Here is a 22,482-nt window from a genome sequence, read left to right as displayed (position 1 = left end):
GTGACGACACCAGAGAACGCCCCCGCACCCGACTCCGTCGCCGCCGGCCCCGACACCTCCGGCCCCGACACCTCCGCCGAGGTGGCCGAGGCCGAGGCGGTCATCGGCGCCGACGACCGGGCCAAGGAGCCGACCGCACCCGTCTCCGAGAACCGCCGGCGGGCCGAGCGCACCGCCCCCCTGTTCGTCGAGCTGGCCGCCCTGGACCCCGACGACCCCCGCCGCGAGCGCCTGCGCGAGGTGCTGGTCGAGGAGCACCTGCCGCTGGTGCGGCACTTCGCCCGCCGGTTCAGCAACCGCGGCGAGCCCTTCGACGACCTGCTGCAGGTCGGCACGCTGGGGCTCATCGCGGCCATCGACCGCTTCGACCCCACCCGGGGCGTGGAGTTCCTGTCTTTCGCCGTGCCCACCATCACCGGCGAGATCAAGCGGCACTTCCGCGACCAGGGCTGGTCGGTGCGGGTGCCGCGGCGCCTGCAGGAGCTGCACCTGTCGCTCAACGCCGCGGTCGGCGAGCTGGCGCAGAAGAACGGCCGGGCACCCAACCCGTCCGAGCTGGCCGAGTACCTGGGCATCCCCCGCTCCGAGGTGCTCGAGGGCCTGCAGGTGGCCAACGCCTACCGGTCGTCCTCGCTGGACGAGCGGCTCTCGGGCGAGGACGACTCCCCCACCCTGGCCGCCACGCTCGGCCAGGAGGACACCGCGCTCGAGGGCGTGGAGTACCGCGAGTCGCTGCAGCCGCTGCTGGCCACCATCCCCGCCCGCGAGCGCCGCATCCTCATCCTGCGGTTCTTCGGCAACATGACGCAGTCGCAGATCGCGGCCGACATCGGCATCTCCCAGATGCACGTCTCGCGGCTGCTGGCCCAGACCCTGGCCAAGCTCCGCGAAGGCCTGCTCAAGGACGAGTGACCGCGGCGACCACCCCGCCGCCGACCACCATGTGACGCCGGGGACCCACGTCTGGGCAGACGTGGGTCCCCGGCGTCGTGCGACGGGTGCGCGAGCCGCGCGGGCTCAGCCCCCCTTGGTCACCTGGTCGGGGGTGCCCTCGTCACCGGGCTGGTTGCGCGGGTCGGCGGCGGCCCCGGACTCCCGGACGTCGGCGGTCAGCTCGGCCAGCGAGGGCGTGCTGGGCATCTGCGGCTGCGGGGTCTCCGGCGCCGTGTCGGCCAGCGAGCTCATCTCGATGCGTGCCTCGGGCTGGTCGGCGGCCTTCGGCAACGCCGACTCGAACCAGTCGGAGGTGTCCAGCTTCTGCGCCGGGGCCGAGGTGTCGGCCTGGGTGCCGTCGACGTCCAGCCAGGACCGTTTGCCGCTGGTGCCCTCGCCGTCCCCGCTGCCGCCCCGGCCGGCGCCGCCGAGGTTGGCCAGCCCCTCCAGCGCCTGGGAGAACTCACTCGGCACGATCCACATCTTGTTGGCGTCGCCCTGCGCGATCTTCGGCAGCGTCTGCAGGTACTGGTAGGCGAGCAGACCCTGGTCGGGCTTGCCGTCGTGGATGGCCTGGAAGACCGTCTCGATCGACTTGGCCTGGCCCTGCGCCTGCAGGAAGAGCGCCGCGCGCTCACCCTCGGCGCGCAGGATGCGCGACTGCCGCTCGGCCTCGGCCTCGAGGATGGCGGCCTGCTTGTGGCCCTCGGCGGCGAGGATCTGGCTGGCCTTCTGGCCCTCGGCGGTCATGATCGCCGACTGCCGCTGACCCTCCGCGGTGAGGATGGTGGCCCGCTTGTCGCGGTCGGCCCGCATCTGCTTCTCCATCGAGTCCTGGATGGACAGCGGCGGGTCAATGGCCTTGATCTCCACCCGGGCCACCCGCAGGCCCCACGGCCCGGTGGTGCCGTCGAGCACGGCGCGCAGCTGGCTGTTGATGCCGTCGCGACCGGTCAGCGCACCCTCCAGGTTCAGCCCGCCGACCACGTTGCGCAGCGTCGTGGTGGTCAGCTGCTCCATGCCGGTGATGTAGTTGGCGATGCCGTAGACGGCCAGCCGCGGGTCGGTGACCTGGAAGTACACGACGGTGTCGATGCCGACCTGCAGGTTGTCGGCGGTGATCACCGGCTGCGGCGGGAAGCTGATGACCTGCTCGCGCAGGTCGATGGTGGCCCGCACGCGGTCGGCGAACGGCACCAGGATCGCCAGACCGGGTGAGAGGGTGCGGCTGTAGCGGCCGAAGCGTTCGATGACCTTGGCCTGGGCCTGGGGAACGATCGTGACGCTCTTGGCGAGCACGATGACCACCAGGACGGCGATCACGAGCAGGGCGATGAGGGCTTCCACGGGCGGGGCGCTCCTGACGTCGGCTGGAAGATCACCTCTGATACTGCCCGTTGCGGTTCTGGCGGGCCACCTCCGGCCCGGTCAGGCGCGGGACACGTAGGCGATGGGCCCCTCGATCTGCACGATGCGCACGACCTGGCCGACGTCGTAGCTCTCGCCGTCGAGCTGGGTGCGCGCCGACCACTCGTCGTGGCCCATGCGGACCTGACCCTCCGTCCCCGTGACCCGCTCGCTCACCTCGGCCGTGCGGCCCACGTACACCTCGACGCCGTCGATCTGCTCCGGCGTGCGCTGGGTGAGGTGGCGCTTGGCCACGGGCCGGACGACGAGCAGCAGACCCAGCGAGACGACGACGAAGGCCACGAGCTGGAGGACGACCTCCCCGCCGAGCAGGGCCACACCCATCCCGCCCAGCGCGCCCCCGGCGAGCATGAGCAGCACCAGGTCGAGGCTGGCGACCTCGCCGGCCGTGAACAGCCCCGCCGCGATCAACCAGAGCACCCAGGCCATGCACCCGAGTCTGGCAGAACAGCACCTCACCCGTCGGCCGCCTACCCTCGACCGGGTGCCCGACCTCAGGACCCGCCGCGCAGCCGGTGACCCCGCCGGACGCCTGGCCGCCTGGGCCACCGCCTGGCTGGGTGGCCGTGCGCCCTACGACGACGCCCTCGAGGCCGTGACCGGCGAGCGCGCGCACGTCGTGCAGGACGCCGGCGGCGCGCGACCGCTCGGCGAGGTGCTGACGTCGCTGCGCGGGCGGGGTGAGCGCCGGCTGCGGCTGGTGCTGCCGGTCCCCGGTGACGTGCACGGGCTCCCGCCGCTGCCCGGGCTCGCCGCCACCGCGGTGGAGGCGGGGCAGGCCGTGGTCGGCGACACGCTGGTGCTGCTGCCGGCCTCGGCCACCAGCGAGACCGTGCTGTGGACGCTGGTGGAGGTGCCGTCGGGGTGCCTGGCCCCGCCGCCGGTGGAGGGCACGCTGCGGTCGCTGTCGGGCCGGCTCGACCTCGCCGTGGGCGATGCCGCCCGCACCCTGGCCGGCCTGGACCTGGCCCGCTGGCACCCGGAGGTCCCGGCACTCCTGACGGGGCTCTCCGGCCGGGCCGAGGACCCGGGGCTGCCGCCGGACACCGACCCGGTCGCGGTGGCGGTGCTCACCCGCGCCCGCCGGCTGGCCACGGTGCTCGACCTCGCCCTGGCCGATGCGCCCGGCGCCGCGGTGACGGCGGGCCAGATGGCCGCCCGCGAGGATGCCCTGCGGCCGCTGGGCGATGCCGTCCGCGAGGCCACCACCGCCGTCTGGAACTGGCTCCCCCGCTGACCCCTGCCCCGCGCTCAACCCCTGTTGATCATCGGCAGGTGGCTGCCATCGCCGGCGTGTCGAACAGCCACCCGCCGATGATCAACGGGCGGCGCCGGGGCGGCCGGCGGGGCGCTGGACGAAGCAGCAGCTGGCGGGGCAGTTGGTGCCCAGGCGCGGCTCACCACCGGCGCGGCGCTCGGCCAGCAGGTCGACCAGGGACTGCACGAAAGCCGGGTGCGTGCCGGCGGTCGCCGCCCGGGCGAAGGCCAGCCCGAGCTCCTCGGCCGTCTCCTCCGCCTCGTTGTCCAGGTCCCAGATGACCTCCAGGTGGTCGGAGATGAAGCCGACCGGGAACACCACGACCGCCCGCTCCCCCGCCTCGGACAGCGCCCGCAGGTGGTCGTTGACGTCGGGCTCCAGCCACGGCACCGACGGCGGGCCCGACCGCGACTGCCACACCAGGTCGAACGACCGCCCGGGCGCGACCCGGTCGACCACCAGCCGGGCGGCGGTCTCCAGCTCGCGCTCGTAGGCGTGGCCCTGCGGCCCGGCGACGTCGGCCATCGCGTTCGGGATGGAGTGCGCGGTGGCGACCAGCCGGGCGCCCGCGCGCAGGTCCTTGGGCAGCTCGGCGAGCGCGGCGGCGAGGGCGTCGGCGTTGGCCTGCACGAAGCCGTCGGCGTCGAAGTAGTGCGGCAGCTTCTCCGCGGTGGGCCCGGTCGGCCCGGCCGGGTCGGACTCGAGCGCGACCCGGGCCCGGGCGACGTCCTCGTGGTACTGCCGGCAGCCGGAGAACGAGGCGTAGGCCGAGGTGGCGAGCACGTAGGCGTGCTCGATGCCGTCGGTGGCCATCTCGCGCCAGACGTCCTCGACGTAGGGCGCCCAGTTGCGGTTGCCCCAGTACACCGGCAGGTCGACCCCGGCCCCGCGCAGCGCGGCGACCAGCGCCTTGTTCTGGTCGTTGATCGGGCTGACGCCGTCGAAGTGGTGGTAGTGCTCGGCGACGCTCTCCAGCCGCTCCCGCGGGATGCCCCGGCCCCGGGTCACGTTCTCCAGGAACGGCATGACCTGGTCGTGGCCCTCGGGCCCGCCGAAGCCGAGCACCAGCAGCGCCTCGCGCCGGCCGGCCGGGGCCGGCGCGGCACCGGGGACGACGCCGCCGTTGTTGCGCGCGGCGAGGGAGGGTTCCTCGTTCGGCGCCTGCCCCTCGGGGGTGATGGACACCCCGTCGGGCAGCGGGTGGACGGGCCGGGCCGGGAGGAGCTGTTCGGTCACGTGTCCGTCATACCCCGACGGCGTGGAACCCGCCGTCCACGTGCACGATCTCACCCGTGGTCGCCGGGAACCACTCGCTGAGCAGCGCCACGATCGCCTTGCCCGAGGGCTCGGTGTCGGTGACCGACCAGCCCAGCGGGGCCTTGGTCTCCCAGGCCTCCTCGAACTGCGAGCTGCCCGGGATCGACTTCATGGCCATGGTGCGCAGCGGGCCGGCGGCGACCAGGTTCACCCGGACGCCGTCGGGCCCGAGCTCGCGGGCCAGGTAGCGGGAGGTGGACTCCAGCGCCGCCTTGGCCGCGCCCATCCAGCCGTACACCGGCCAGGCGACGGTGGCGTCGAAGGTCAGGCCCACGACCGAGGCCTTGTCGCCGAACAGCGGGCGGCAGGCCTGGGTCAGCGAGGCCAGGGACCACGTGGAGACCTGGAAGGCGGTCGCCGCGTGCTCCCACGCGACCTCGGGGAAGCCCTCGCCCATCGCCTCCTGCGGGGCGAACCCGATGGAGTGCACGACGCCGTCGAGCTGGGCGCCGGCGGGCATGACCTCGCGCAGCCGGTCGGCCAGGGTGGCCAGGTGCTCGGTGTCCGTGACGTCGAGCTCGACCACCGCGGCCTCCTGCGGGAGCCGCTTGGCGATGCGCTGGCACAGGCTCAGCGCCCGGCCGAAGTTCGACAGGACGACGGTGGCGCCCTGCTCCTGCGCGATGCGGGCGGCCGAGAACGCGATCGACGCCTCGGTCAGCACGCCTGCGATCAGGACCGTCTTGCCCTCGAGGATGCCCATGCTCAGTGCCCCATTCCCAATCCGCCGTCGACCGGGACGACCGCCCCGGTGATGTACCCCGCGTGCTCACTGGCCAGGAACCGCACCACACCGGCGACCTCGTCGGCCTGGGCGAGGCGGCCCAGCGGCACCTGGCCGAGGATCTCCTGCTGGCGCTTCTCGGGCAGCTCGGCGGTCATGTCGGTGGCCACGAAGCCCGGGGCCACCACGTTCGCGGTGATGCCCCGGCCGCCCAGCTCCCGGGCGATGGACCGCGCCAGGCCGACCAGGCCGGACTTGGACGCCGCGTAGTTCACCTGCCCCGCCGAGCCCAGCAGCCCGACGACGCTGGACACGAAGACCATCCGCCCCGCCCGGGCGCGCACCATCTTGGCGCTGGCCCGCTTGGCCACCCGGTAGGCAGCGGTGAGGTTGGCGTCCACGACCTCGGTGAAGGCGTCCTCGCCCATGCGCATGAGCAGACCGTCGCGGGTGATGCCGGCGTTGCTGACCAGCACCTCGACCGGGCCCTGGTGCTCCTCGACCGCGGTGAAGGCGGCGTCGACGTCCTCGCTGGAGGTCACGTCGCAGCGCACGCCGAACAGCCCGTCGGGCGCGCCGCTGCCCCGGTGGGTGACCGCCACCGAGTCGCCCGCTTCGGCGAACGAGCGGGCGATGGCCAGCCCGATCCCCCGGTTGCCCCCGGTCACCAGCACCGATCTGCCCACTGCCACTCCCGCGCTCGTCCGGCGTCCGTCCCGAGCAACCTAGCGGTGGCCCGCGACCCTCCGCCGGGCCGGGCGGGCTACCGGCGAGTAGGGCTGCGGCGCTCGTCGTACCGCAGCGCGGCCAGGCACACCGCGCCCCACAGCGCGGCGAAGCCCACCACCTTGGCCCGCGTGTCCCGGCCGCGCAGGGCGACCCCGAGGACGGCGGCGTCACCCCAGTCGCTGGCCACCCGGGCGCCGACCGCGGCGCGGCGGGCGGCCCCGCCGGGCGCGAGGACCATGGCCACGCCGATGGCGGTGTCCCGCACCCCGACCAGCCGGGTGAGGGTGCGGCTGTCCTGGTTCTGCGACAGACCGGACGGCCGCTGCAGCAGCTCCGGGCGGGCGACGAGGGCGGCGGAGTAGGCGGCGGTGGCGGCGCCGGTCAGCACGGTGAGAGCGGGCACGGTGGTCCTCCTGGGTGGGCGCGGCGAGAGGGGTGCCCGCTGGCTGGAGCACCGACGCCCTACCCCGCCGCAGGAGGCCGTCAACCAGCGAGCGCGGCGAGCAGGCGGGCGCGCTGGTCGGCGGCGGAGCGGGCGATGTCGGCCCAGGCGGGCAGGAGCGGCGTGGCCGGCAGCAGGCACCGGTCCAGCGCGGCGTCCAGGGCGACGGCGTCCACCTCGTCCGCCCCGAGCAGGACCGGCCAGCCCAGCGCCCGGGCCTGTGCGCTGACCTTCGCCCCGCCGACGACCGGGTCGACGGCGACGACCGGTCGGCCCCGCCCCAGCCCGAGCACGAGCCCGTGCAACCGTGACGTGACCACCACGTCGGCCCGGCCGAGCACAGCCGCCACCTGGGCCACCCGCCGCTCGTGCCCGGTCGGGGTGAGCAGGTCGGTGGCGACGTCGAAGCAGCCCAGGCCGCGGTCGGCGATCCACCGCTCGACGACGTCCTGCACGTGCTCGTGCCACCCCCGCTCGCCGTACTCGGGCTGCACCGGCGCGAACACGGTGGCGACGACGGCGGGGCCGTCGCCGGGCGGGTCGATGGCGAGGTCGGGCCGCGGGCGCTCACCGGGGCTGTCCCGGGCCCACACCGCGTCGAACCGGGCGGCGGTCCCCGGGTCAACCACGGAGACCCCGACGGCCAGCCGGCGGGCAGCACCGAACCGGTCGAGCAGGCCGGTGAGCAGCGGGTCGTCGACGAGCGGGCCGCACACCCAGACCAGGTGCGTGTAGCCGGCAGGCTCGACCCGGGCGTGGTCGACGCCGCGGCCGAGGTAGCGGGCCCAGGCGACGTCGTGCGCGATGCCGGCGCCGGTGAGCCAGCCGCCGACCACCTGGGCCGCCCGCTCGTCGCCCACGGTGGCGATGACCTCGGTGAAGCTGAACCACCCGACCACGAGGACGCGGGTCACGGCACGGGGTACTTCGGTGCGGCCCCGGCGGGCAGGCCGGCCAGGCGGGCGGCGTCCCAGGCGGCGAACCGGCGCTCCTCGAGCACCCGCAGCCCGGCGTCGACCTCGCCCGGCAGGGGGCGCCGGCGGGCGACCACCCACGGCACCCCGCGCAGCGCCAGCAGCACGCCGCGGACCAGGTCGGCGTCCCGGGGTGCCGACCGCAGCACGAAGACCGTCCAGCGCAGGGCGCTGCGCCAGGGCCGGTGCAGCCAGGCGTTCCAGAGCGTGTTGCGCAGGCCCCAGTGCCGGATGCGGGTGTGGTTGGCCAGGCTCGGGTGGTGGTGCATCACCACGTCCTCCACGTAGCGCAGCAGCCAGCCCTCGCGCAGCAGCGGGTGGGCCAGCGTCTCCTCCTCGCCGCCGATGAAGAACTCCGGCGCGTAGCCGCCGACCTGCTCGTAGGCGGCCACCCGGACCACCGCCGCCCCGCCCATGAAGCTGAGCAGCACGGCGCCGGGCACGCCCGCGGTCTCGGGCAGCGGGCTGGCGGCCATCTCCGTCGAGATCGGGTCGGGGGCCAGCTGGTCGCCGACCACGATGCGGGCGTTGACCAACGCCAGCCGGGGGTGGGCGTCCAGCAGCGCGACCGCCCGCTCCAGCCCGGCCCGCTCCCACCAGCCGTCGTCGTCGCAGAACACCACGTAGGGCGTGGTGACGGCGCGTACGCCCTCGGTGCGGCCGGCCGCGCCGGTGTTGGTGGGCAGCGCCCGCAGCCGCAGCCACGGCCGGGCGGCGAGCAGCTCCCGGGTGCCGTCGGTGGAGGCGTTGTCGACGGCGACCACCGGCAGGTCCAGCTCGGCGAGCCGGTCGAGGGTGGCGGGCAGCCAGCCGGCGCAGTCGTGGGTCAGCAGGACGACGGTGAGCCGGTCGGCGAGGCCCGTCACGGCGCGACCTCCGCGGCCGCGGCCAGCACGTCCGGCACCGAGGTGCGCAGCAGCACCGGGTCGACCTCGGTGCCGTGCGGGTCACCGCGGTGCCCGGGGTCGTCCGCCGGCCAGAGGACCCGGTGCCGGGGATGGACCGGCGGGCCCCAGCGGCGCGGGGACACCGGCCCGCTGAGCACCACCGACGGCGTGCCGAACACCGCGGCGACGTGCGCGGTCCCGGTGTCGCCGGACAGCACCAGGTGGGCCGCGGCGACCAGCCCGCACAGCTCGCCCACCGAGAGGTCGACCAGCCCGGGGCCGCCGTCGGCGACCTCGTCGACGAGGGAGCGCTCCTCCGCCGTCCCGGTGACCACGACCCGGTGGCCGGCGTCCCGCAACGCCGCGGCGACGGCGGCCCACCGTCGCGCCGGCCAGCGGCGGGAGCCGGAGGCGGCGCCGGGGTGCACGACGGTCGACCCGGGCCGCACCGGCGGTGGCACCGGCAGCAGCCCGGGCAGCGGCGGCGGGGTGGCCGGGCCGCCGACCTGCTCGGCGACCAACCGGCACCAGCGGTCGACCTCGTGCTCGTCGTCGTCCCACCGCGACCGGTCGGGGGCCGGGGTGGGCGCGAAGCCGACGCACCGGTCGGGGCGCAGCGCCAGCAGCGGGTCCTTCGAGGCCGGGCCGTCGCCGTGCAGGTCGACCGCGAGGTGCGGGCGCGCGGGCAGGCCGGTGACGTGGGCGAGGTCCTCGACGGGGACGACGGCGTCGACCAGCCCGGAGCCGCCGAGCACCTCGGCGAACCGCCCGGGGGCGCCGAGCACCACCCGCCAGCCGGGCAGCCGGGCGCGCAGCAGGGCCAGTGCGGGCAGACCGGTGACCATGTCACCCAGTCCGATGGCGCGCAGCACGACGCAGGTGCTCATGCCCGGGCCAGCTGCGTCAGCGCGGTGGTCGAGCGGCCGGCCAGGAACGGCACGGTGACCACCCGGCCGCCCCACCCGGCGAGCACGGCGGCCTCGGGGACGGCGACGCCGGAGTAGTCGCCGCCCTTGACCCACAGCTGGGGCCGCAGCGTGGTGATCACCTGCTCGGGCGTGTCCTCGTCGAAGACCACGACGTCGTCGACGCAGGCCAGCGCCCGCAGGATGCGCACCCGGTCGGCCTGCGGCTGCAGCGGCCGGCCCGGGCCCTTGAGCCGGGCGACCGAGGCGTCGGAGTTGACGCACACCACCAGCCGGTCACCCAGCGCGCGGGCGGCCTCGAGGGTGGCGACGTGGCCGGCGTGCAGCAGGTCGAAGCAGCCGCCGGTGGCGACCAGCACACCGCCACCGGCGGCTGCGGGCGGGGGTGCCGCGACGTGGGCGCTGGCTGCGGCGACCGCGACGGCCACCGCCTCCGGCGGCAGGGCGCCACCGGCCAGCGCCCAGCCGGCCGCCGCGGTGAACGCGTCGCCGGCGCCGCAGGTGTCCCCGGCGTCGACCGCGGGGGCGGGCACGGCCAGCACGCCGTCCTCGCCCACCGTGGCCAGCGCACCGGCGACCCCGAGGGTGACCGCGACGGTGCCCGCGGCCCACTCCGCGCGCAGCGCGAGCGCCCGGTCGGCGACCGCACCGACGTCCGGTCGCGGACCGGGGTCGTGGCCCAGGGCCTCGACGGCGTTGGGCGTGACCAAGCGGCAGCCGGGGACCGGTGCGGCACCCCGGGGGTGCGGGTCCCACACCACCGGTCGCCGCCGGGCCGCGGCGGCGAGCAGGCGGCGCAGCTCCGGGTCGGCGGTGGCACCCAGGCCGTAGTCGGCGACCACCACGGCGTCGGCCCCCGCGAGGGCCGTGGCCACCGCGGCGGGCAGCGGGCCGACGGTGCCGGGGTCGCCACCGCGGTCCACCCGGGCGACGGTGTGCCCGCCGGCCCGGATGCGGTGCTTGACCGACGTCGCGCCGGTCCAGGGCACGGCGACCAGCTCGACGCCGTCGGGCAGCGCACCGCGCAGCACGGCGCCGTCGGCGTCGTCGGCCAGCGGGGTGACCAGCACGACCCGGCCCCGCCCGGCGGCCAGCGCGGCGGTGAGGCCCGCGCCCCCGGCGCGGGTGCGCTCGGCGGCGGCGCGCACGACCGGCACCGGGCCGTCCGGCGAGAGCTTCTCGGCCCGGCCCTCGGTGTCGACGTCGAGCAGGGTGTCGCCGACGACGACCAGGGTCCTCACTCGGCACCCGCCAGCAACCGGGCGTCGAGCTCGGCGTCCAGCCCCGCGCAGAGCACGTGCAGCAGCACCAGGTGCAGCTCCTGCACGGTGGCGGTGAACGGCGAGGCGACGGTGAGCGCGTCGTCGGCGACCTCGGTGAGCGCGTTGGGGCCCCGGCCGGTCATCGCCCAGCAGGTCACCCCGCCGGCGCGGGCACGGCGGGCGGCCTCCACGACGTTCGGGCTGCCGCCGGAGGTGGACAGCAGGACGGCGACGTCACCGGGGCGGGTGTGCGCCTCGAGCTGGCGGGCGAAGCCCTCGTCGTGGCCGTAGTCGTTGGTGATCGCGGTCAGCGCCGACACCTCGGCGTGCAGCGCCACCGCGGAGAAGGGCCGCCGGTCGTCGCGGTACCGGCCGACCAGCTCCGCGGTGAGGTGCGCGGCCTGCGCGGCGCTGCCGCCGTTGCCCGCCGCGACCAGCCGCGCGCCGCCGGTGAGCAGCCCGGCGAGCTCGCGCCCCCACCGGGTCGCGGTCGCCACCGTCGGCGCGGAGTCGGCGAGCGCGGTGGTCAGGTGCTGCACGTGCTCGGCCCCCACCGGCGTCACCGGGCGGGTCGCCGGGCGGGTCGCCGGGCGGGTCATCGCCCGACCGCCGGGCGGGGGCGGGGCAGCCGTCGGTAGGCGTCCTCGGTCATGCGGGCGACCTCCTGCCAGTCGTAGGTGGTGAGCACGCGCTCCCGGCCCGCGGCGCCCAGCCGGCGGCGGCGGTCGGGGTCGGCCAGCAGCGCGCGCAGCGCCGCGGCCAGCGCGGGTGGGTCGCGGGGCGGGACGAGCAGGCCGGTGCCGCCGTCCACGACGGTGTCGGTGAGGCCACCGACAGCGGTGCCGACGACCGGGACGCCGCAGGCCATCGCCTCCAGCGGCACGATGCCGAACGGCTCGTACCAGGGTGCGCAGACCACGACGTCGGCCGACCGGATCCACGCGGCGACGTCGTCGCGCCCCGCCCGGCCGACCAGCCGGACCCGGTCGGCCACGCCCCGCGCGGTGGCCTCGGCCAGCACCTGGGCCGCGGCGGGGTCGGCGTCGAGCACCTCGGCGGCCGGGCCGCCCAGCACCACCAGCTCGGCACCGGGGACGTCGGCGAGCGCGGTGAGCACGTCGTCCAGGCCCTTGCGCGGCACCAGCCGGCCGACCACCAGCAACCGGGGCCGGTGCGTGCGCGGGGCGACCGGTCCGGCGGGGGTGAAGGCGGCGGTGTCCACGCCGCTGGGCACGACGGCGACCCGTCCGGGGTCGACCCCGAGCGCGGTGAGCTCGTCCACCTCGTCGCCGCAGGTGGCGATCACCCCGGCCGCGCGCCGGGCGACCGCGGCCTCCACCCGCACCCGCACCGGCGGGCTGGTGTCGGCCGCGCCCTGCCAGCGGCGCTTGACCGAGCCCAGCGCGTGGAACGTCTGCGCCACCGGCACGCCCAGGCCGTGCGCGGCGTCGACGGCGGCCCGGCCGCTCATCCAGAAGTGCGCGTGCACCACGTCGGGCGGGTCGGCCAGCAGCTCGGCGCGCAGCGCCGCGGCCAGCTCGGGCACGTGCGGCCAGAGCTGGTCTTTGGGCACCTCCTTGGGCGGGCCGGCGTCCAGGTGCGAGACGACGACCCCGGGGGCGAAGTCGACGGTGGGCGGCAGGTCCACGTCGTCCCGGCGGGTGTGCACGACGACGTCGTGACCGCGGGCCGCGAGCGCCCGGGCCAGCATCGCGACGTGCACGTTCTGCCCGCCGGCGTCCTCGCCCCCCAGGGTGGCCAGGGGGCTGGCGTGCTCGCTGACCAGGGCGACCCTCACCGGGCCACCTCCTCGAGCAGGGTGTCGAGGTCGGCGAGGAACCGGTGGAGCCCGAACCGCTCCAGCGCGGCGGCCCGGGCGACCTGCCCGGCCGTGCGGGCCGAGTCGCGGTCGGACAGCAGCCAGCGCACGCCGTGGGTCAGCAGGTCCAGGTCGGTCGAGACCACGCCGGCCTCGGGCGGGACGGCGGTCGGGGCCTCCGTCGTCGCGAGCACCACCACCGGGCACCCCATCGTCATCGCCTCCACCAGGGACAGGCCCAGCGACGTCCACCGCGTGAGGTGCAGGTGGACCCGGCGCCGGGCTACCTCGTCGTGCAGGGCGTGCTGCGGCAGGTCCTCGAACTCCCCGACCGCGGTGCCCAGCGCCCGGGACGCACCCCGGACGCCCATGCCGAACACGTCCACCCCGTGCGGGGCGAACTCCGGCAGCAGGTCGAACCCGACCGTGCGGCCGCGGCGGACCGGCTCGTTGCTGACCACCGACACCCGGGCGACCTCGCCGGTCCAGCGCGGGCCGGGGTCCACCACGCCGTGCTCGAGCACGCGGGTCGGCGCGACCCCGCTGTCCCAGGCCACCCGGTTGAAGTGGGTCACGTGCACCAGCGGGACGTCGGCGCGGTCGGCGAGCAGGTGGCGGCTGCCGGCCGGCGTCGGCGGGGTGTCGTGCTCGACGTAGACCGCCGGGACGTCGACACCGGCCTCCCACCCGGCCCACTCCCGCAGCAGCTCCAGGTCGCGCGGCCGCTGCAGCACCACGACGTCCACGCCGGCGTCGCGCACCTGCTCGGGGGTCACCTCGATGACCGAGGACGGCCAGTCCCAGGTGCGGGCGCGGCCCAGCCCGTCGGCGGTGCGGCCGGGCACCACCGGCACCAGGTAGGTGTGGGCGCCCTGCACCGCAGCGGTGAGCCACGAGCCGTGCACGTGCCAGACCAGGACCTTCACGACGGCACCCGCACCAGGTCGTGCACGGCGTCGACGACGGCGGCCGGGTGCACGCCGGCCAGGCAGGGGTGACCGAGCAGCGGGCACGTGCGCGCCCGGGTGCCGGCGCACGGGGCGTCCTGGTCGCCCAGCACCACCCGGCGGCCGGCGTGCGGAGCCCAGCGCACAGCGGGCACGACCGGGGAGAACAGGCTCACCACCGGCGTGCCCACCGCGGCGGCCAGGTGGGCCGGTCCGGTGTTGCCGACGGCGACCACGGCCGCCTCCCGCAGCACCGCGGCCAGCTCGGCCACCGAGAGCCGGCCGCCGAGGTCCAGGCCGTGGTCGCCGGCCACCAGGGAGGTGAGCGCGCGCTCGTCGGGCCCGCCGGTGACGGCCACCGGTAGGCCGCTCCGGACCAGCCGATCCACCACCTCGCGCCACCGGACGAGCGGGTAGGTCCGCGCCGGGGCGTCGGCGCCGGGGTGCACCACGGCGAACCGGCCGGGCAGACCGGCCACCGCGGGGAGGTCGTCGACCAGCGCGAGGGCGCCGTCGTCCCCGGGCGGCAGGGCGAACCCGGCGCCCCGGGCGACGGCCAGCATGCGCACCGGCTCGGGGTCGTCGGGCGGCTCGGGCAACCGGACGTCGAGCAGGCTGCCGGCGTGGTCGGTGCTGACCGCGGCGACGTGCCCGACACCGGCCAGCCGGAGCAGCAGCGCGGTGGGCAGCGCGCTCTGGTGGAACGACGTGAGCACCACGGCGGTGTCGAACCGCCCGCGCAGCCGGGACACCAGCCCGGCGACCGCCGCGGTGTCGACCGGGTGGGCGCCGGCGGTGATCCACGGGGCGTCGAACACCTCGACGTGGTCCACCCCGGGCAGCAGCCGGGCGACCTCGGCCCCGCGCGGACCGGCCAGCAGGGTGACCGAGTCCGCGGTGGCGGCGACGGCCCGGATCGCCGGCCCGCAGACGACCACGTCGCCCAGGGAGTCCAGGCGCACCACCAGCGCGCGCCTCACCGGTCCCCCAGCACGACGGCCACCGCCGTGCCCAGGTCGCGGGCCACGACGGGGGCGACCGCCAGCTCGGCGGCCCGGGTCTCCTCGGTGGGCACGAGCACCGCGCGGGCCCCGGCGGCGCGCGCGGCGGCGACGTCCGAGCCGATGTCACCGACCAGCACGCAGTCGGCCGGCTCCACGCCCAGGCTGGCCGCCGCCGCCAGCACCGAACCGGGTGCGGGCTTGCGGCAGGCGCAGCCGTCGTCCGGGCCGTGCGGGCACACCGCCCAGGCGTCGAACGCGCCGAACAGCTCGTCCACCCGGCGGTGCACCGCGGCCAGGTCGGCTGCGGTGAAGGCGCCGCGGGCCAGGCCCGACTGGTTGGTCACCACGCCGACCGGCAGCCCGGCGGTGCGGGCGGCCTGCACCGCCCCCACCGCACCGGGCAGCGGCTGCACGAGGTCGGGGTCGCCGTTGTGGGGGACGTCGACGACCAGGGTGCCGTCCCGGTCGACCAGCAGGGCCTTGGTGCGCGGCGCCTCGTGGACCGGTCGGGGCGGGGTGCGGCGCAGCAGCGCCCGCACCCACCACCAGCTGGCCGCGGGCGGGATGGCCAGGCTGGTCAGCAGCATGGTGGTCACCTCGCCGCGGGTGCGCGGGCCGGGGGCGATCCGGGCCCACGTGAACTCCGCGGTGCCCAGGGCCCACACCGCGGCCGCCGCCCGGCTGCGCAGGGCCACCGCGGCCAGCCCGGCGGCGGTGGTGATCAGGTGCCGCCGCCGGCGGCCGGCGGGGGCGTGCGCCCGGTCGCCCCAGAGCCGGCCGTGCAGCCGGGCCACCAGGACGTCGTCGGCGTTGCCCCGCTGCTGGCGCACGCTGGTCCAGCGCCCGGTGGGCCGCACCGGGTGGGTGGTGCGCCGGCTGCCGACCACCAGGCGTCCTCCGGTGGCCTGCACCCGCAGGGCCAGGTCGGCGTCCTCGCGGAAGGCACGGGGGAAGCGTTCGTCGAACCCGTCGACGGCGGCCAGGGCGTCGCGGCGGTAGGCCATGTCGGCGGTGATCCACCAGGCGGTGGCCAGGCCCGCGGTGCCGCGCTCCCAGTCGGTGGGTCGCCGGTGCGCCGGCAGCGGGACGTCGATCTCCGCCTGGCTGGCCGCGATCCCGTGCCGGTCGGCGGCGTCGAGGTCGGCGGCCAGGTCGGCGCACCAGCGCGGGCCGACCACGACGTCGTCGTCGAGGAAGGCGATCCAGTCGACCCCGGCCGGGACGGCACGCCACCCGGTGTTGCGGGCGGCGGCCGGCCCGCGGCCACCGCCGTGCAGCACCAGCACGTGCCGGGCGACGTCGGCGGGCAGGTCGCGGACGTCGACCACCGGGGTGTCCCCCGGCTCCCGCCGGTCGTCCACGACGACCAGCCACCCCGGCCGGGGACCGTCGGCCGCGGCGAGCGCGGCCAGCAGCACCCGCAGCGAGGGCCGCCCCAGCGTGGGGACCACCACGGCGTAGTCACCCACCGAGGGCCTCCCCGGCGTGCGCCCAGGACCGGTGGACGACGAACGGGCCGATGGCCAGCAGGTCGACCGGGCCCGAGCCGAAGCACTCCAGCGCGTCCCGGGGGCTGTCCACCATCGGCCGGCCCGCGGTGTTGAGGCTGGTGTTGACCACGACGGGCAGGCCGGTGCGCGCCTCGAACGCGGTGAGCATCGCGGCCACGAGCGGCTCGGTGGCGGGGTCCACGGACTGGATGCGGGCGGTGCCGTCGACGTGCACCACTGCCGGGATGCGGTCGCGCCAGGCGGGGGCGACGTCGTGCACGAAGAGCATGTGCGGGCTGGGCACCGGGCCGCGGGAGAAGATCTCGGCGGCCCGGTCCAGCCGCACCATCGGCGCGACCGGGCGGAACTGCTCGCGGCCCTTGACGTCGTTGAGCCGCTCCAGGTTGGCCGCCCGCCCGGGGTGGGCCAGCAGCGACCGGTGGCCCAGCGCCCGGGGGCCGAACTCGCTGCGGCCCTGGAACCAGGCCACCACGCCGTCGGCGGCGAGCACCCGGGCGACCTCGTCGGCGACGTCGTCGCTGCGCCGGTGGGCCACCCGCGCGGTGCGCAGCACGGCCTCGATCTCGGCGTCGGACCACCCGCGGCCCAGGTCCGCGCCGGGGAAGGGCGCGGTGGGCTCCCCGCCCCGCCAGGACAGCTCCAACGCCCCGCCCAGCGCGGTGCCGGCGTCCCCGGCGGCGGGCTGCACCCACAGCTGCCCGAACCCGGACTCCGCGGCCAGCCGGGTGTTCGCCACGCAGTTGAGCGCCACCCCGCCGGCGAGGGCCAGCCGGGTCTCGCCGGTCGCGTCGCGCAGCCAGCGGGCGAGGTCGAGCAGCACCTCCTCGACGACCAGCTGCACGCTGGCGGCGAGGTCGGCGTGCTCGTCGGTCCACGGCTCGTCGGGGCGGCGCGCCTTGGCCAGCGCGGCGAGGTCGACGCCGGCGGTGGTGAACCCGCCGTCCCCGGTGGCCCGGACCTGCGTGCGCAGCGCCTCGGCGTGCCGGGGCCGGCCGTGGGAGGCCAGCGCCATCACCTTGAACTCGTCGGAGCTGCGCAGGAAGCCCAGGTGGGCGGTGACGTCCTCGTAGAGCAGGCCGAGGGAGTGCGGCAGCTGCTGGCTGGCCAGCACCTCGAGCACGCCGTCCCGGTAGACCCCGGCCAGCGAGCTGTGCCGCTCGCCGCGGCCGTCGAGCACCAGCACCGCGCAGCTACCGCCCCAGGGCGCGGCGAGGGCGGCGGAGGCGGCGTGCGCGACGTGGTGCGGGACGAAGCGCACCTTGTCGGGGTCCAGCCCCGGGACGCCCTCGGCGAGGAAGTCCGGCGCCTGCTGCGCGTAGGTCAGCCGGAGGTGGTCCCAGGGGTCGTGCACGCCGGCCTGCTCGGGGGCCAGGTGCAGGTCGGGGTCGTAGGAGTAGGCGACCGCGTCGAGGTCCTCGGCGCGCACCCCGGCCTGCTGCAGGCACCACGCGGCCGCCTGGTCGGGGGTCTCCCAGGCCGAGAACGGCACCGGCCGCTTGCCGTGCTTGCGCCGGCTGAACCGCTCCTCCTCGGCCGCGGCGACCACCGTGCCGTCGACGACGACGGCGGCGGCCGGGTCGTGGAAGAGGGCGTTGATGCCGAGGACGCGCACGGCTCACCTCGCAGCTCACCCGGTGGTCCGGGGGTCTGCTCAGCACGAGGTTCGACCGGCCGGGCCATGACAGCACGGCCCCGGGGGGTCCCGCACGTCGACCGGTCGCGGTCGCCGTCCTGCGCGGGATACGGTCGGCCCGGCTCGAAGACGCGGTCGCCCTCTCGACGGGAGCCGCCATGACCCAGCCCGTGCCCGCCGTCCCCTTCCGGCACGCCGTCGTCACCGGTGGCGCCGGGTTCCTCGGCTCGCACCTGTGCGAGCGCCTGCTGGCCACCGGCACCCGGGTGACCTGCATGGACGACCTGTCCACCAGCGACGGCGGCAACGTCGCGCACCTGCGGGACGACCCCTGCTTCGCCTTCGTCCGGCACGACGTCAGCACGCCGTTCACCACCAGCGACGACGTCGACCTGGTGCTGCACCTGGCCTCGCCGGCCTCGCCCGCGGACTACCTGCGGCTACCGGTGGAGACGCTGCGGGTGGGCAGCGCCGGCACCGGCCACGCGCTGGAGGCCGCCCGGCGCACCGGGGCGCGGATGGTGCTGGCGTCCACGTCGGAGACCTACGGCGACCCGCAGGTGCACCCGCAGCCGGAGAGCTACTGGGGGCACGTCAACCCGGTCGGCCCCCGCGGGGTCTACGACGAGGCCAAGCGGTTCGGCGAGGCGCTGACCACGGCCTACCGGAGCGCCTACGGCGTCGACACCGCGATCGTGCGCATCTTCAACACGTACGGACCGCGGATGCGCCGCGACGACGGCCGGGCCATCCCCACGTTCATCGCGCAGGCGTTGACCGGCCAGCCGATGACCGTGGCCGGCGACGGCAGCCAGACCCGCTCGGTCTGCTACGTCGACGACACCGTGCGCGGCATCCTCGCCGTCGCCGCCTCGGCCCTGCCCGGGCCGTTCAACGTGGGCCTGCCCGAGGAACGGTCGGTGCTCGACATCGCGCACGCGGTGGCCGCGGTGGTCGGCGTGGCGCCGCAGGTGGAGTACGTGGGCCGGCCGGTGGACGACCCCTCGGTGCGCTGCCCGGACATCACCGCGATCCGCACCCGGCTGGGCTGGGAGCCCGAGGTGGAGCTGGCCGAGGGCCTGGCCCGGGCGGTCGACTGGTTCCGGACGACGGCGCCCGGTGCGGGACACTCGGGCGGTGGCGACGCGGGGGTTGGTGCGGCTGGTGAACACGTCGGGGAGGGGCGTGCTGTGCCTGGCCGGTGACGTCGACGCCGCCGTGGTGGCCGACTTCCACGCCCGCTACGGCCGCGAGCCCCTGCCGGTGGACGCCGTCGACACCGGCTCGGTGACCCGGCTGTCGACGGAGGCACTCGACCTGGTCCTGGACCACGTGCACGCCGGGGCCGTGGGCGGCCGCGAGGTGCCGGTGCTGCGCACGCCGCGTCCGGTGGCGGGGTCCACGCAGGAGGGTTGAGCAGTCCTACGGAGTCGGTGGCCCGGGGTGGGCGGGCACCGTCTGCGTCATGACCACGAACCCCATGAAGAACAAGAACACCGCCGCCTTCTTCGCCCAGGCCGCGATCGCCTTCGGCGCCGCTGCGGTGGGCATGCTGGTGGGCATCGCCTACCTGCCGCTGGACGTCTGGCAGCGGCTGTTCCTCGGCATGACCGGCCTGTTCGTCATCACCTCGTCGTTCACGCTGGCCAAGGTCATCCGCGACGCGCAGGAGGGCTCGACGGTGCTCTCGCGCATCGACGAGGCCCGGCTCGAGCGCATGCTCGCCGAGCACGACCCCTACCGCACCCCGCAGCTGTGAGGCCGGCGGACCTCACCCTGCGCGGCGGGTGCGGACGGCGTCGGCCAGCTCGGCGAGCAGCTCCTCGGTGGTGGGCAGGTCGACGCAGGCGTCGGTGACGCTCTGGCCGTAGGTCAACGAGCCCGGGTCGGTCCGGTCCAGGTCCTGGCGTCCGGCGACCAGGTTGCTCTCCACCATGACGCCGCGGATGCCCCGCTCCCCGCCGGCGACCTGCCCGGCGAGGTCACGGACGACCTGCACCTGCCGCACGTGGTCCTTGCCGCTGTTGCCGTGCGAGGCGTCCACCACCAGCACCTCCGGCAGCCCGCGGGCGGCGAGGCGCCGCTTGGTGTCCGCGACGTGCGCCGGTGAGTAGTTGGGCCCGTCGGCATCCCCGCGCAGGATGACGTGACCGGTGTGGTTGCCCGTGGTGCCCAGCTGGGCCGACACCCCGTGCCGGTCGACGCCGAGGAAGTCGTGCGGGGAGCGGGCGGAGATGACCGCGGACACCGCGACGTCGATGCTGCCCTCGGGTGAGTTCTTGAACCCGACCACCGAGGAGAAGCCGGACACCCGCTCCCGGGCGGTCTGGTCGGTGACGTTGCGGGCGCCGACGCCGTTGTAGGTGACCAGGCCGTCGACGTACTGCGGGGTGAGGGCGTTCAGCGGCTCGGCGGCGACCGGCACGCCGAGCGCGGTGATCTCGGCCATGAGCATCCGGGTGGCCACCAGGCCGACGCTGATCCGGCTGGAGCCGTCGAGGAACGGGTCGTAGGCGAAGCCCTTCCAGTCCACCTCGGTGCGCGGCTTCTCGGTGTAGGTGCGCATGACGATCTCCAGGTCGGCGGCGTGCCGCTCGCGCATCCGGGCCAGGAACGCGGCGTACTCCAGCGCGGCGACCGGGTCGTGGACCGAGCAGGGCCCGGCGATGACGGCGAGCCGGTCGTCGGCACCCCGGACGACGTCGCCGACCGCCCGCCGTGCGGCCCGGGTGGTGGCCGCCGACGCCGCCGTCAGCGGGACCAGTGCGGCGACCGCGGCCGGGGTGACGACGGCGCTGGCGCCGGTGATCCGCTGGTCGACCAGGTCACCGGGGTCGACGGCGTCGCTCGGCGCGATCCCGAGGGCGGCCTGCACCGCGGGCAGCAGCTCGGCGTGGGTGGCGTCCACCCGGTCGTTGACCCGCTGCTGCACCTCGAGCAGCGCCTCGGCGATCCTGGTGGCGGTGGGCAGCAGCTCAGCGGGGGCGGGCACGGGCCGCGAGGTTACCGGCTCTGCGGGCCGCGGCCCCGGACCGCTCGGCCCGGGCAACGACCTGGGAGCCTGGGCCCGTGCCGCCCACTCCCCCGCCCCGCGGCCTGGTCCCGGTGCTCGTCTTCGTGGGCACGGTCGTCGCCGTCATCAGCAGCCTCGGGGCGCCGCTCATCCCGGCGATCGCGGCCTCGACGGAGGCTCCCCTGCCCGACGCCCAGTGGGCGCTCACGGCCACCCTGCTGGTGGGGGCGGTCGCCACACCGGTGATCGGCCGTCTCGGGGACGGGCCCCGACGCCGCGAGGTCGTCCTCGCCGTCCTCGCCGCGGTCACCCTGGGTGGCGTGCTGGCAGCCCTCCCGCTGGGCCTGGGGTGGTTGATCGCCGGTCGCGGGTTGCAGGGGGTCGGGCTCGGGCTGACCCCCGTGGCGATCGCCACGGCCCGGGAAGCACTCGACGGCGACCGTTCGCGCTCCACGGTGGCCGCCCTGTCGATCACGGTGGTGGCCGGACTGGGCATCGGCTACCCGCTCGCCGGGCTCGTCGCCGAGCTCGGCGGTGTCCACGCCGCCTTCTGGGCCGGCGCCGCCGTGAGCGCCGCCGCCCTGGTCGCCGCGGCTGTCGTCCTCCCGCCGTCGCGCGTGCGGACCGCCCGCACCCTCGACGTCGTCGGCGCCGTCCTGCTCGGTGCGGGACTGGCCGGTGTGCTGCTGGCGCTGGGCGAGGCCGAGAGCTGGGGCTGGACGTCGACGCCGACCTGGAGCCTGACGGCCGGGTCCGTCGTGGTGCTGGTGGGGTGGGCCCGGTGGGAGCTGCGGGCACCACAGCCCCTGGTCGACCTCCGCCTCGCCCGCGGTCGCATCGCCGTCACGGCCCACGCGGCGGCGATGCTCGTCGGGCTGTCGAACTACCTGTTGCTCGTGACCGTCCCCGTGCTGGTGCAGGCCCCACGCGAGGGCGGTCCCGGTCTCGGCGGGTCCGTCCTCGTCGCGGGGTTGGCGCTGCTGCCGTTCTCCGCGGCCAGCGTGCTGGGTGGGCGGTTCGCCCGGGTGCTGGCCGACCGGGCCGGTCGCCTCGCCGTCCTGCCGGTGGCGGCCCTGGTCCAGGCGGCCGCCTTCGTCCTGTTCGGCCTCCTCCGCACCGAGCTGTGGCAGGTGTTCCTGGTGATGGCCGTGGCCGGGCTCGGGGTCGGGGCCGCCTTCGCCGCGTTCCCGGCGCTGGTCATCTCCACCGTGCCGCCGTCGGAGACCGGCAGCGCCACGAGCCTGAACCAGGTCCTGCGGTACGTGGGCTTCGCCCTCGGCAGCGCGGTGGCCGCCGCCGTGCTCGCCGCGGCCACGACCAGCGGTTCCGGCGAGCCGGGAGCCGGCGGTTACACCACGATCGCCGTCCTCGGGGCCGGGGTCTGCCTGGTGACCGCCGGCCTCACCTGGCTGCTCCCTCCGCGCGCGGCGGCCCGGCCGACCACCACCGGCGGCACGCCCTAGCCGGGTACGCCCAGCCCCGAGCGCATGCGTGCTGTGCAGACCACCCCCCGTCGGCGGCCCCGGTGCCCTGCACACCGACGTGCTCGCCGCGACCGCCCCGGAGCTGGCCCTGCGCCGCGGATGCCCGCTCAGCTGCTCATCGCGTCCAGGTCCGCCGCCACCGAGCACAGGACCGCTGCCGGCAGCATCCCGGCACGAGCCATCCCGAGCAG

23 protein-coding genes are annotated in these 22,482 nt (G+C 76.5%); 6 read left to right on the top strand and 17 right to left on the bottom strand.

Annotation, left to right across the window (positions count from 1 at the left end):
• Positions 1 to 912, top strand: coding sequence for an RNA polymerase sigma factor SigF (locus TEK04_RS20240; RefSeq protein ID WP_336406175.1), 912 nt, complete (start codon positions 1 to 3; stop codon positions 910 to 912).
• Positions 913 to 1,017: 105 nt separating this feature from the next.
• Here the strand turns inward: TEK04_RS20240 and TEK04_RS20235 are convergent, their stop codons facing one another.
• Together TEK04_RS20235 and TEK04_RS20230 are read right to left on the bottom strand one after the other, a co-directional pair.
• Entirely contained in the window at positions 1,018 to 2,280 is a 1,263-nt protein-coding gene (locus tag TEK04_RS20235; protein ID WP_336406174.1) for an SPFH domain-containing protein, read from the bottom strand.
• Between the two features lie 81 nt (positions 2,281 to 2,361).
• Positions 2,362 to 2,790: an NfeD family protein gene (locus tag TEK04_RS20230; RefSeq protein WP_336406173.1), complete on the bottom strand. Its 429-nt coding sequence runs from the start codon at positions 2,788 to 2,790 to the stop codon at positions 2,362 to 2,364.
• Positions 2,791 to 2,845: 55 nt separating this feature from the next.
• Between TEK04_RS20230 and TEK04_RS20225 the strand changes: the two genes are divergently transcribed.
• Positions 2,846 to 3,598 (top strand): Rv1486c family protein, encoded by a 753-nt coding sequence (locus tag TEK04_RS20225; protein WP_336406172.1) that lies wholly within the window; start codon positions 2,846 to 2,848, stop codon positions 3,596 to 3,598.
• Positions 3,599 to 3,679: 81 nt separating this feature from the next.
• Here TEK04_RS20225 and TEK04_RS20220 read toward each other — a convergent pair whose 3' ends face one another.
• The 14 genes from TEK04_RS20220 to TEK04_RS20155 all read right to left on the bottom strand — a co-directional run bounded on the left by TEK04_RS20220 (position 3,680) and on the right by TEK04_RS20155 (position 17,773).
• The gene (locus TEK04_RS20220) at positions 3,680 to 4,855 is read right to left on the bottom strand and encodes a ferrochelatase (RefSeq protein ID WP_336406171.1); all 1,176 of its coding nucleotides are present in this window, start codon (positions 4,853 to 4,855) and stop codon (positions 3,680 to 3,682) included.
• Positions 4,856 to 4,862: 7 nt separating this feature from the next.
• Positions 4,863 to 5,639, bottom strand: coding sequence for an enoyl-ACP reductase FabI (fabI, locus tag TEK04_RS20215; RefSeq protein ID WP_336406170.1), 777 nt, complete (start codon positions 5,637 to 5,639; stop codon positions 4,863 to 4,865).
• Positions 5,640 to 5,641: 2 nt separating this feature from the next.
• Complete coding sequence (gene fabG / locus TEK04_RS20210; RefSeq protein ID WP_432277360.1) at positions 5,642 to 6,352, bottom strand: 3-oxoacyl-ACP reductase FabG; 711 nt, start codon at positions 6,350 to 6,352, stop codon at positions 5,642 to 5,644.
• Positions 6,353 to 6,423: 71 nt separating this feature from the next.
• Positions 6,424 to 6,792 carry a hypothetical protein gene (locus TEK04_RS20205; protein WP_336406169.1) on the bottom strand — a complete coding sequence of 123 codons (369 nt, stop codon included), beginning with the start codon at positions 6,790 to 6,792 and terminating at the stop codon, positions 6,424 to 6,426.
• Positions 6,793 to 6,872: 80 nt separating this feature from the next.
• Complete coding sequence (locus TEK04_RS20200; protein WP_336406168.1) at positions 6,873 to 7,745, bottom strand: polysaccharide pyruvyl transferase family protein; 873 nt, start codon at positions 7,743 to 7,745, stop codon at positions 6,873 to 6,875.
• Positions 7,742 to 8,671 carry a glycosyltransferase family 2 protein gene (locus TEK04_RS20195; protein WP_336406167.1) on the bottom strand — a complete coding sequence of 310 codons (930 nt, stop codon included), beginning with the start codon at positions 8,669 to 8,671 and terminating at the stop codon, positions 7,742 to 7,744. The genes TEK04_RS20200 and TEK04_RS20195 overlap by 4 nt, the downstream gene beginning before the upstream one ends.
• Entirely contained in the window at positions 8,668 to 9,579 is a 912-nt protein-coding gene (locus TEK04_RS20190) for a glycosyltransferase family 9 protein (protein ID WP_336406166.1), read from the bottom strand. The genes TEK04_RS20195 and TEK04_RS20190 overlap by 4 nt, the downstream gene beginning before the upstream one ends.
• Positions 9,576 to 10,859 (bottom strand): PfkB family carbohydrate kinase, encoded by a 1,284-nt coding sequence (locus TEK04_RS20185; protein WP_336406165.1) that lies wholly within the window; start codon positions 10,857 to 10,859, stop codon positions 9,576 to 9,578. The genes TEK04_RS20190 and TEK04_RS20185 overlap by 4 nt, the downstream gene beginning before the upstream one ends.
• The gene (locus TEK04_RS20180; RefSeq protein ID WP_336406164.1) at positions 10,856 to 11,479 is read right to left on the bottom strand and encodes a D-sedoheptulose-7-phosphate isomerase; all 624 of its coding nucleotides are present in this window, start codon (positions 11,477 to 11,479) and stop codon (positions 10,856 to 10,858) included. Before TEK04_RS20180 ends, TEK04_RS20185 begins: the two co-directional genes overlap by 4 nt.
• Positions 11,476 to 12,678, bottom strand: a complete 1,203-nt coding sequence (locus tag TEK04_RS20175) for a glycosyltransferase (RefSeq protein WP_336406163.1) — start codon at positions 12,676 to 12,678, stop codon at positions 11,476 to 11,478. The genes TEK04_RS20180 and TEK04_RS20175 overlap by 4 nt, the downstream gene beginning before the upstream one ends.
• Complete coding sequence (locus TEK04_RS20170; RefSeq protein WP_336406162.1) at positions 12,675 to 13,625, bottom strand: glycosyltransferase; 951 nt, start codon at positions 13,623 to 13,625, stop codon at positions 12,675 to 12,677. The genes TEK04_RS20175 and TEK04_RS20170 overlap by 4 nt, the downstream gene beginning before the upstream one ends.
• Entirely contained in the window at positions 13,622 to 14,626 is a 1,005-nt protein-coding gene (locus TEK04_RS20165; protein ID WP_336406161.1) for a glycosyltransferase family 9 protein, read from the bottom strand. Before TEK04_RS20165 ends, TEK04_RS20170 begins: the two co-directional genes overlap by 4 nt.
• On the bottom strand, positions 14,623 to 16,119 hold the full coding sequence (locus tag TEK04_RS20160; protein ID WP_336406160.1) for an HAD-IIIA family hydrolase: 1,497 nt from the start codon (positions 16,117 to 16,119) through the stop codon (positions 14,623 to 14,625). The genes TEK04_RS20165 and TEK04_RS20160 overlap by 4 nt, the downstream gene beginning before the upstream one ends.
• Positions 16,112 to 17,773 (bottom strand): carbamoyltransferase family protein, encoded by a 1,662-nt coding sequence (locus tag TEK04_RS20155; RefSeq protein ID WP_336406159.1) that lies wholly within the window; start codon positions 17,771 to 17,773, stop codon positions 16,112 to 16,114. Before TEK04_RS20155 ends, TEK04_RS20160 begins: the two co-directional genes overlap by 8 nt.
• Positions 17,774 to 17,952: 179 nt before the next feature.
• Here TEK04_RS20155 and TEK04_RS20150 point away from each other — a divergent pair, with 179 nt between their 5' ends.
• Genes TEK04_RS20150 through TEK04_RS20140 form a run of 3 tightly spaced genes read left to right on the top strand, consistent with a single transcriptional unit; the run spans position 17,953 to position 19,553 of the window.
• The gene (locus TEK04_RS20150) at positions 17,953 to 18,999 is read left to right on the top strand and encodes an NAD-dependent epimerase/dehydratase family protein (protein ID WP_336406158.1); all 1,047 of its coding nucleotides are present in this window, start codon (positions 17,953 to 17,955) and stop codon (positions 18,997 to 18,999) included.
• The gene (locus tag TEK04_RS20145; RefSeq protein WP_336406157.1) at positions 18,980 to 19,210 is read left to right on the top strand and encodes a hypothetical protein; all 231 of its coding nucleotides are present in this window, start codon (positions 18,980 to 18,982) and stop codon (positions 19,208 to 19,210) included. Before TEK04_RS20150 ends, TEK04_RS20145 begins: the two co-directional genes overlap by 20 nt.
• 49 nt (positions 19,211 to 19,259) lie before the next feature.
• Positions 19,260 to 19,553, top strand: a complete 294-nt coding sequence (locus TEK04_RS20140; protein WP_336406156.1) for a YiaA/YiaB family inner membrane protein — start codon at positions 19,260 to 19,262, stop codon at positions 19,551 to 19,553.
• 12 nt (positions 19,554 to 19,565) lie between these two features.
• On the opposite strand, the gene TEK04_RS20135 is transcribed toward TEK04_RS20140, so the two are convergent.
• A complete protein-coding gene (locus tag TEK04_RS20135) occupies positions 19,566 to 20,786 on the bottom strand; it encodes a 3-deoxy-7-phosphoheptulonate synthase (protein WP_336406155.1) in 1,221 nt (406 codons plus the stop codon).
• Positions 20,787 to 20,863: 77 nt separating this feature from the next.
• Here TEK04_RS20135 and TEK04_RS20130 point away from each other — a divergent pair, with 77 nt between their 5' ends.
• Positions 20,864 to 22,270: an MFS transporter gene (locus tag TEK04_RS20130; RefSeq protein WP_336406154.1), complete on the top strand. Its 1,407-nt coding sequence runs from the start codon at positions 20,864 to 20,866 to the stop codon at positions 22,268 to 22,270.
• Positions 22,271 to 22,482: the final 212 nt, after the last annotated feature.

It is taken from the genome of Klenkia sesuvii, from assembly GCF_037083825.1.
Taxonomy (GTDB): Bacteria; Actinomycetota; Actinomycetes; order Mycobacteriales; family Geodermatophilaceae; genus Klenkia; species Klenkia sesuvii.
This window is presented reverse-complemented; position numbering and strand designations above follow the sequence as displayed.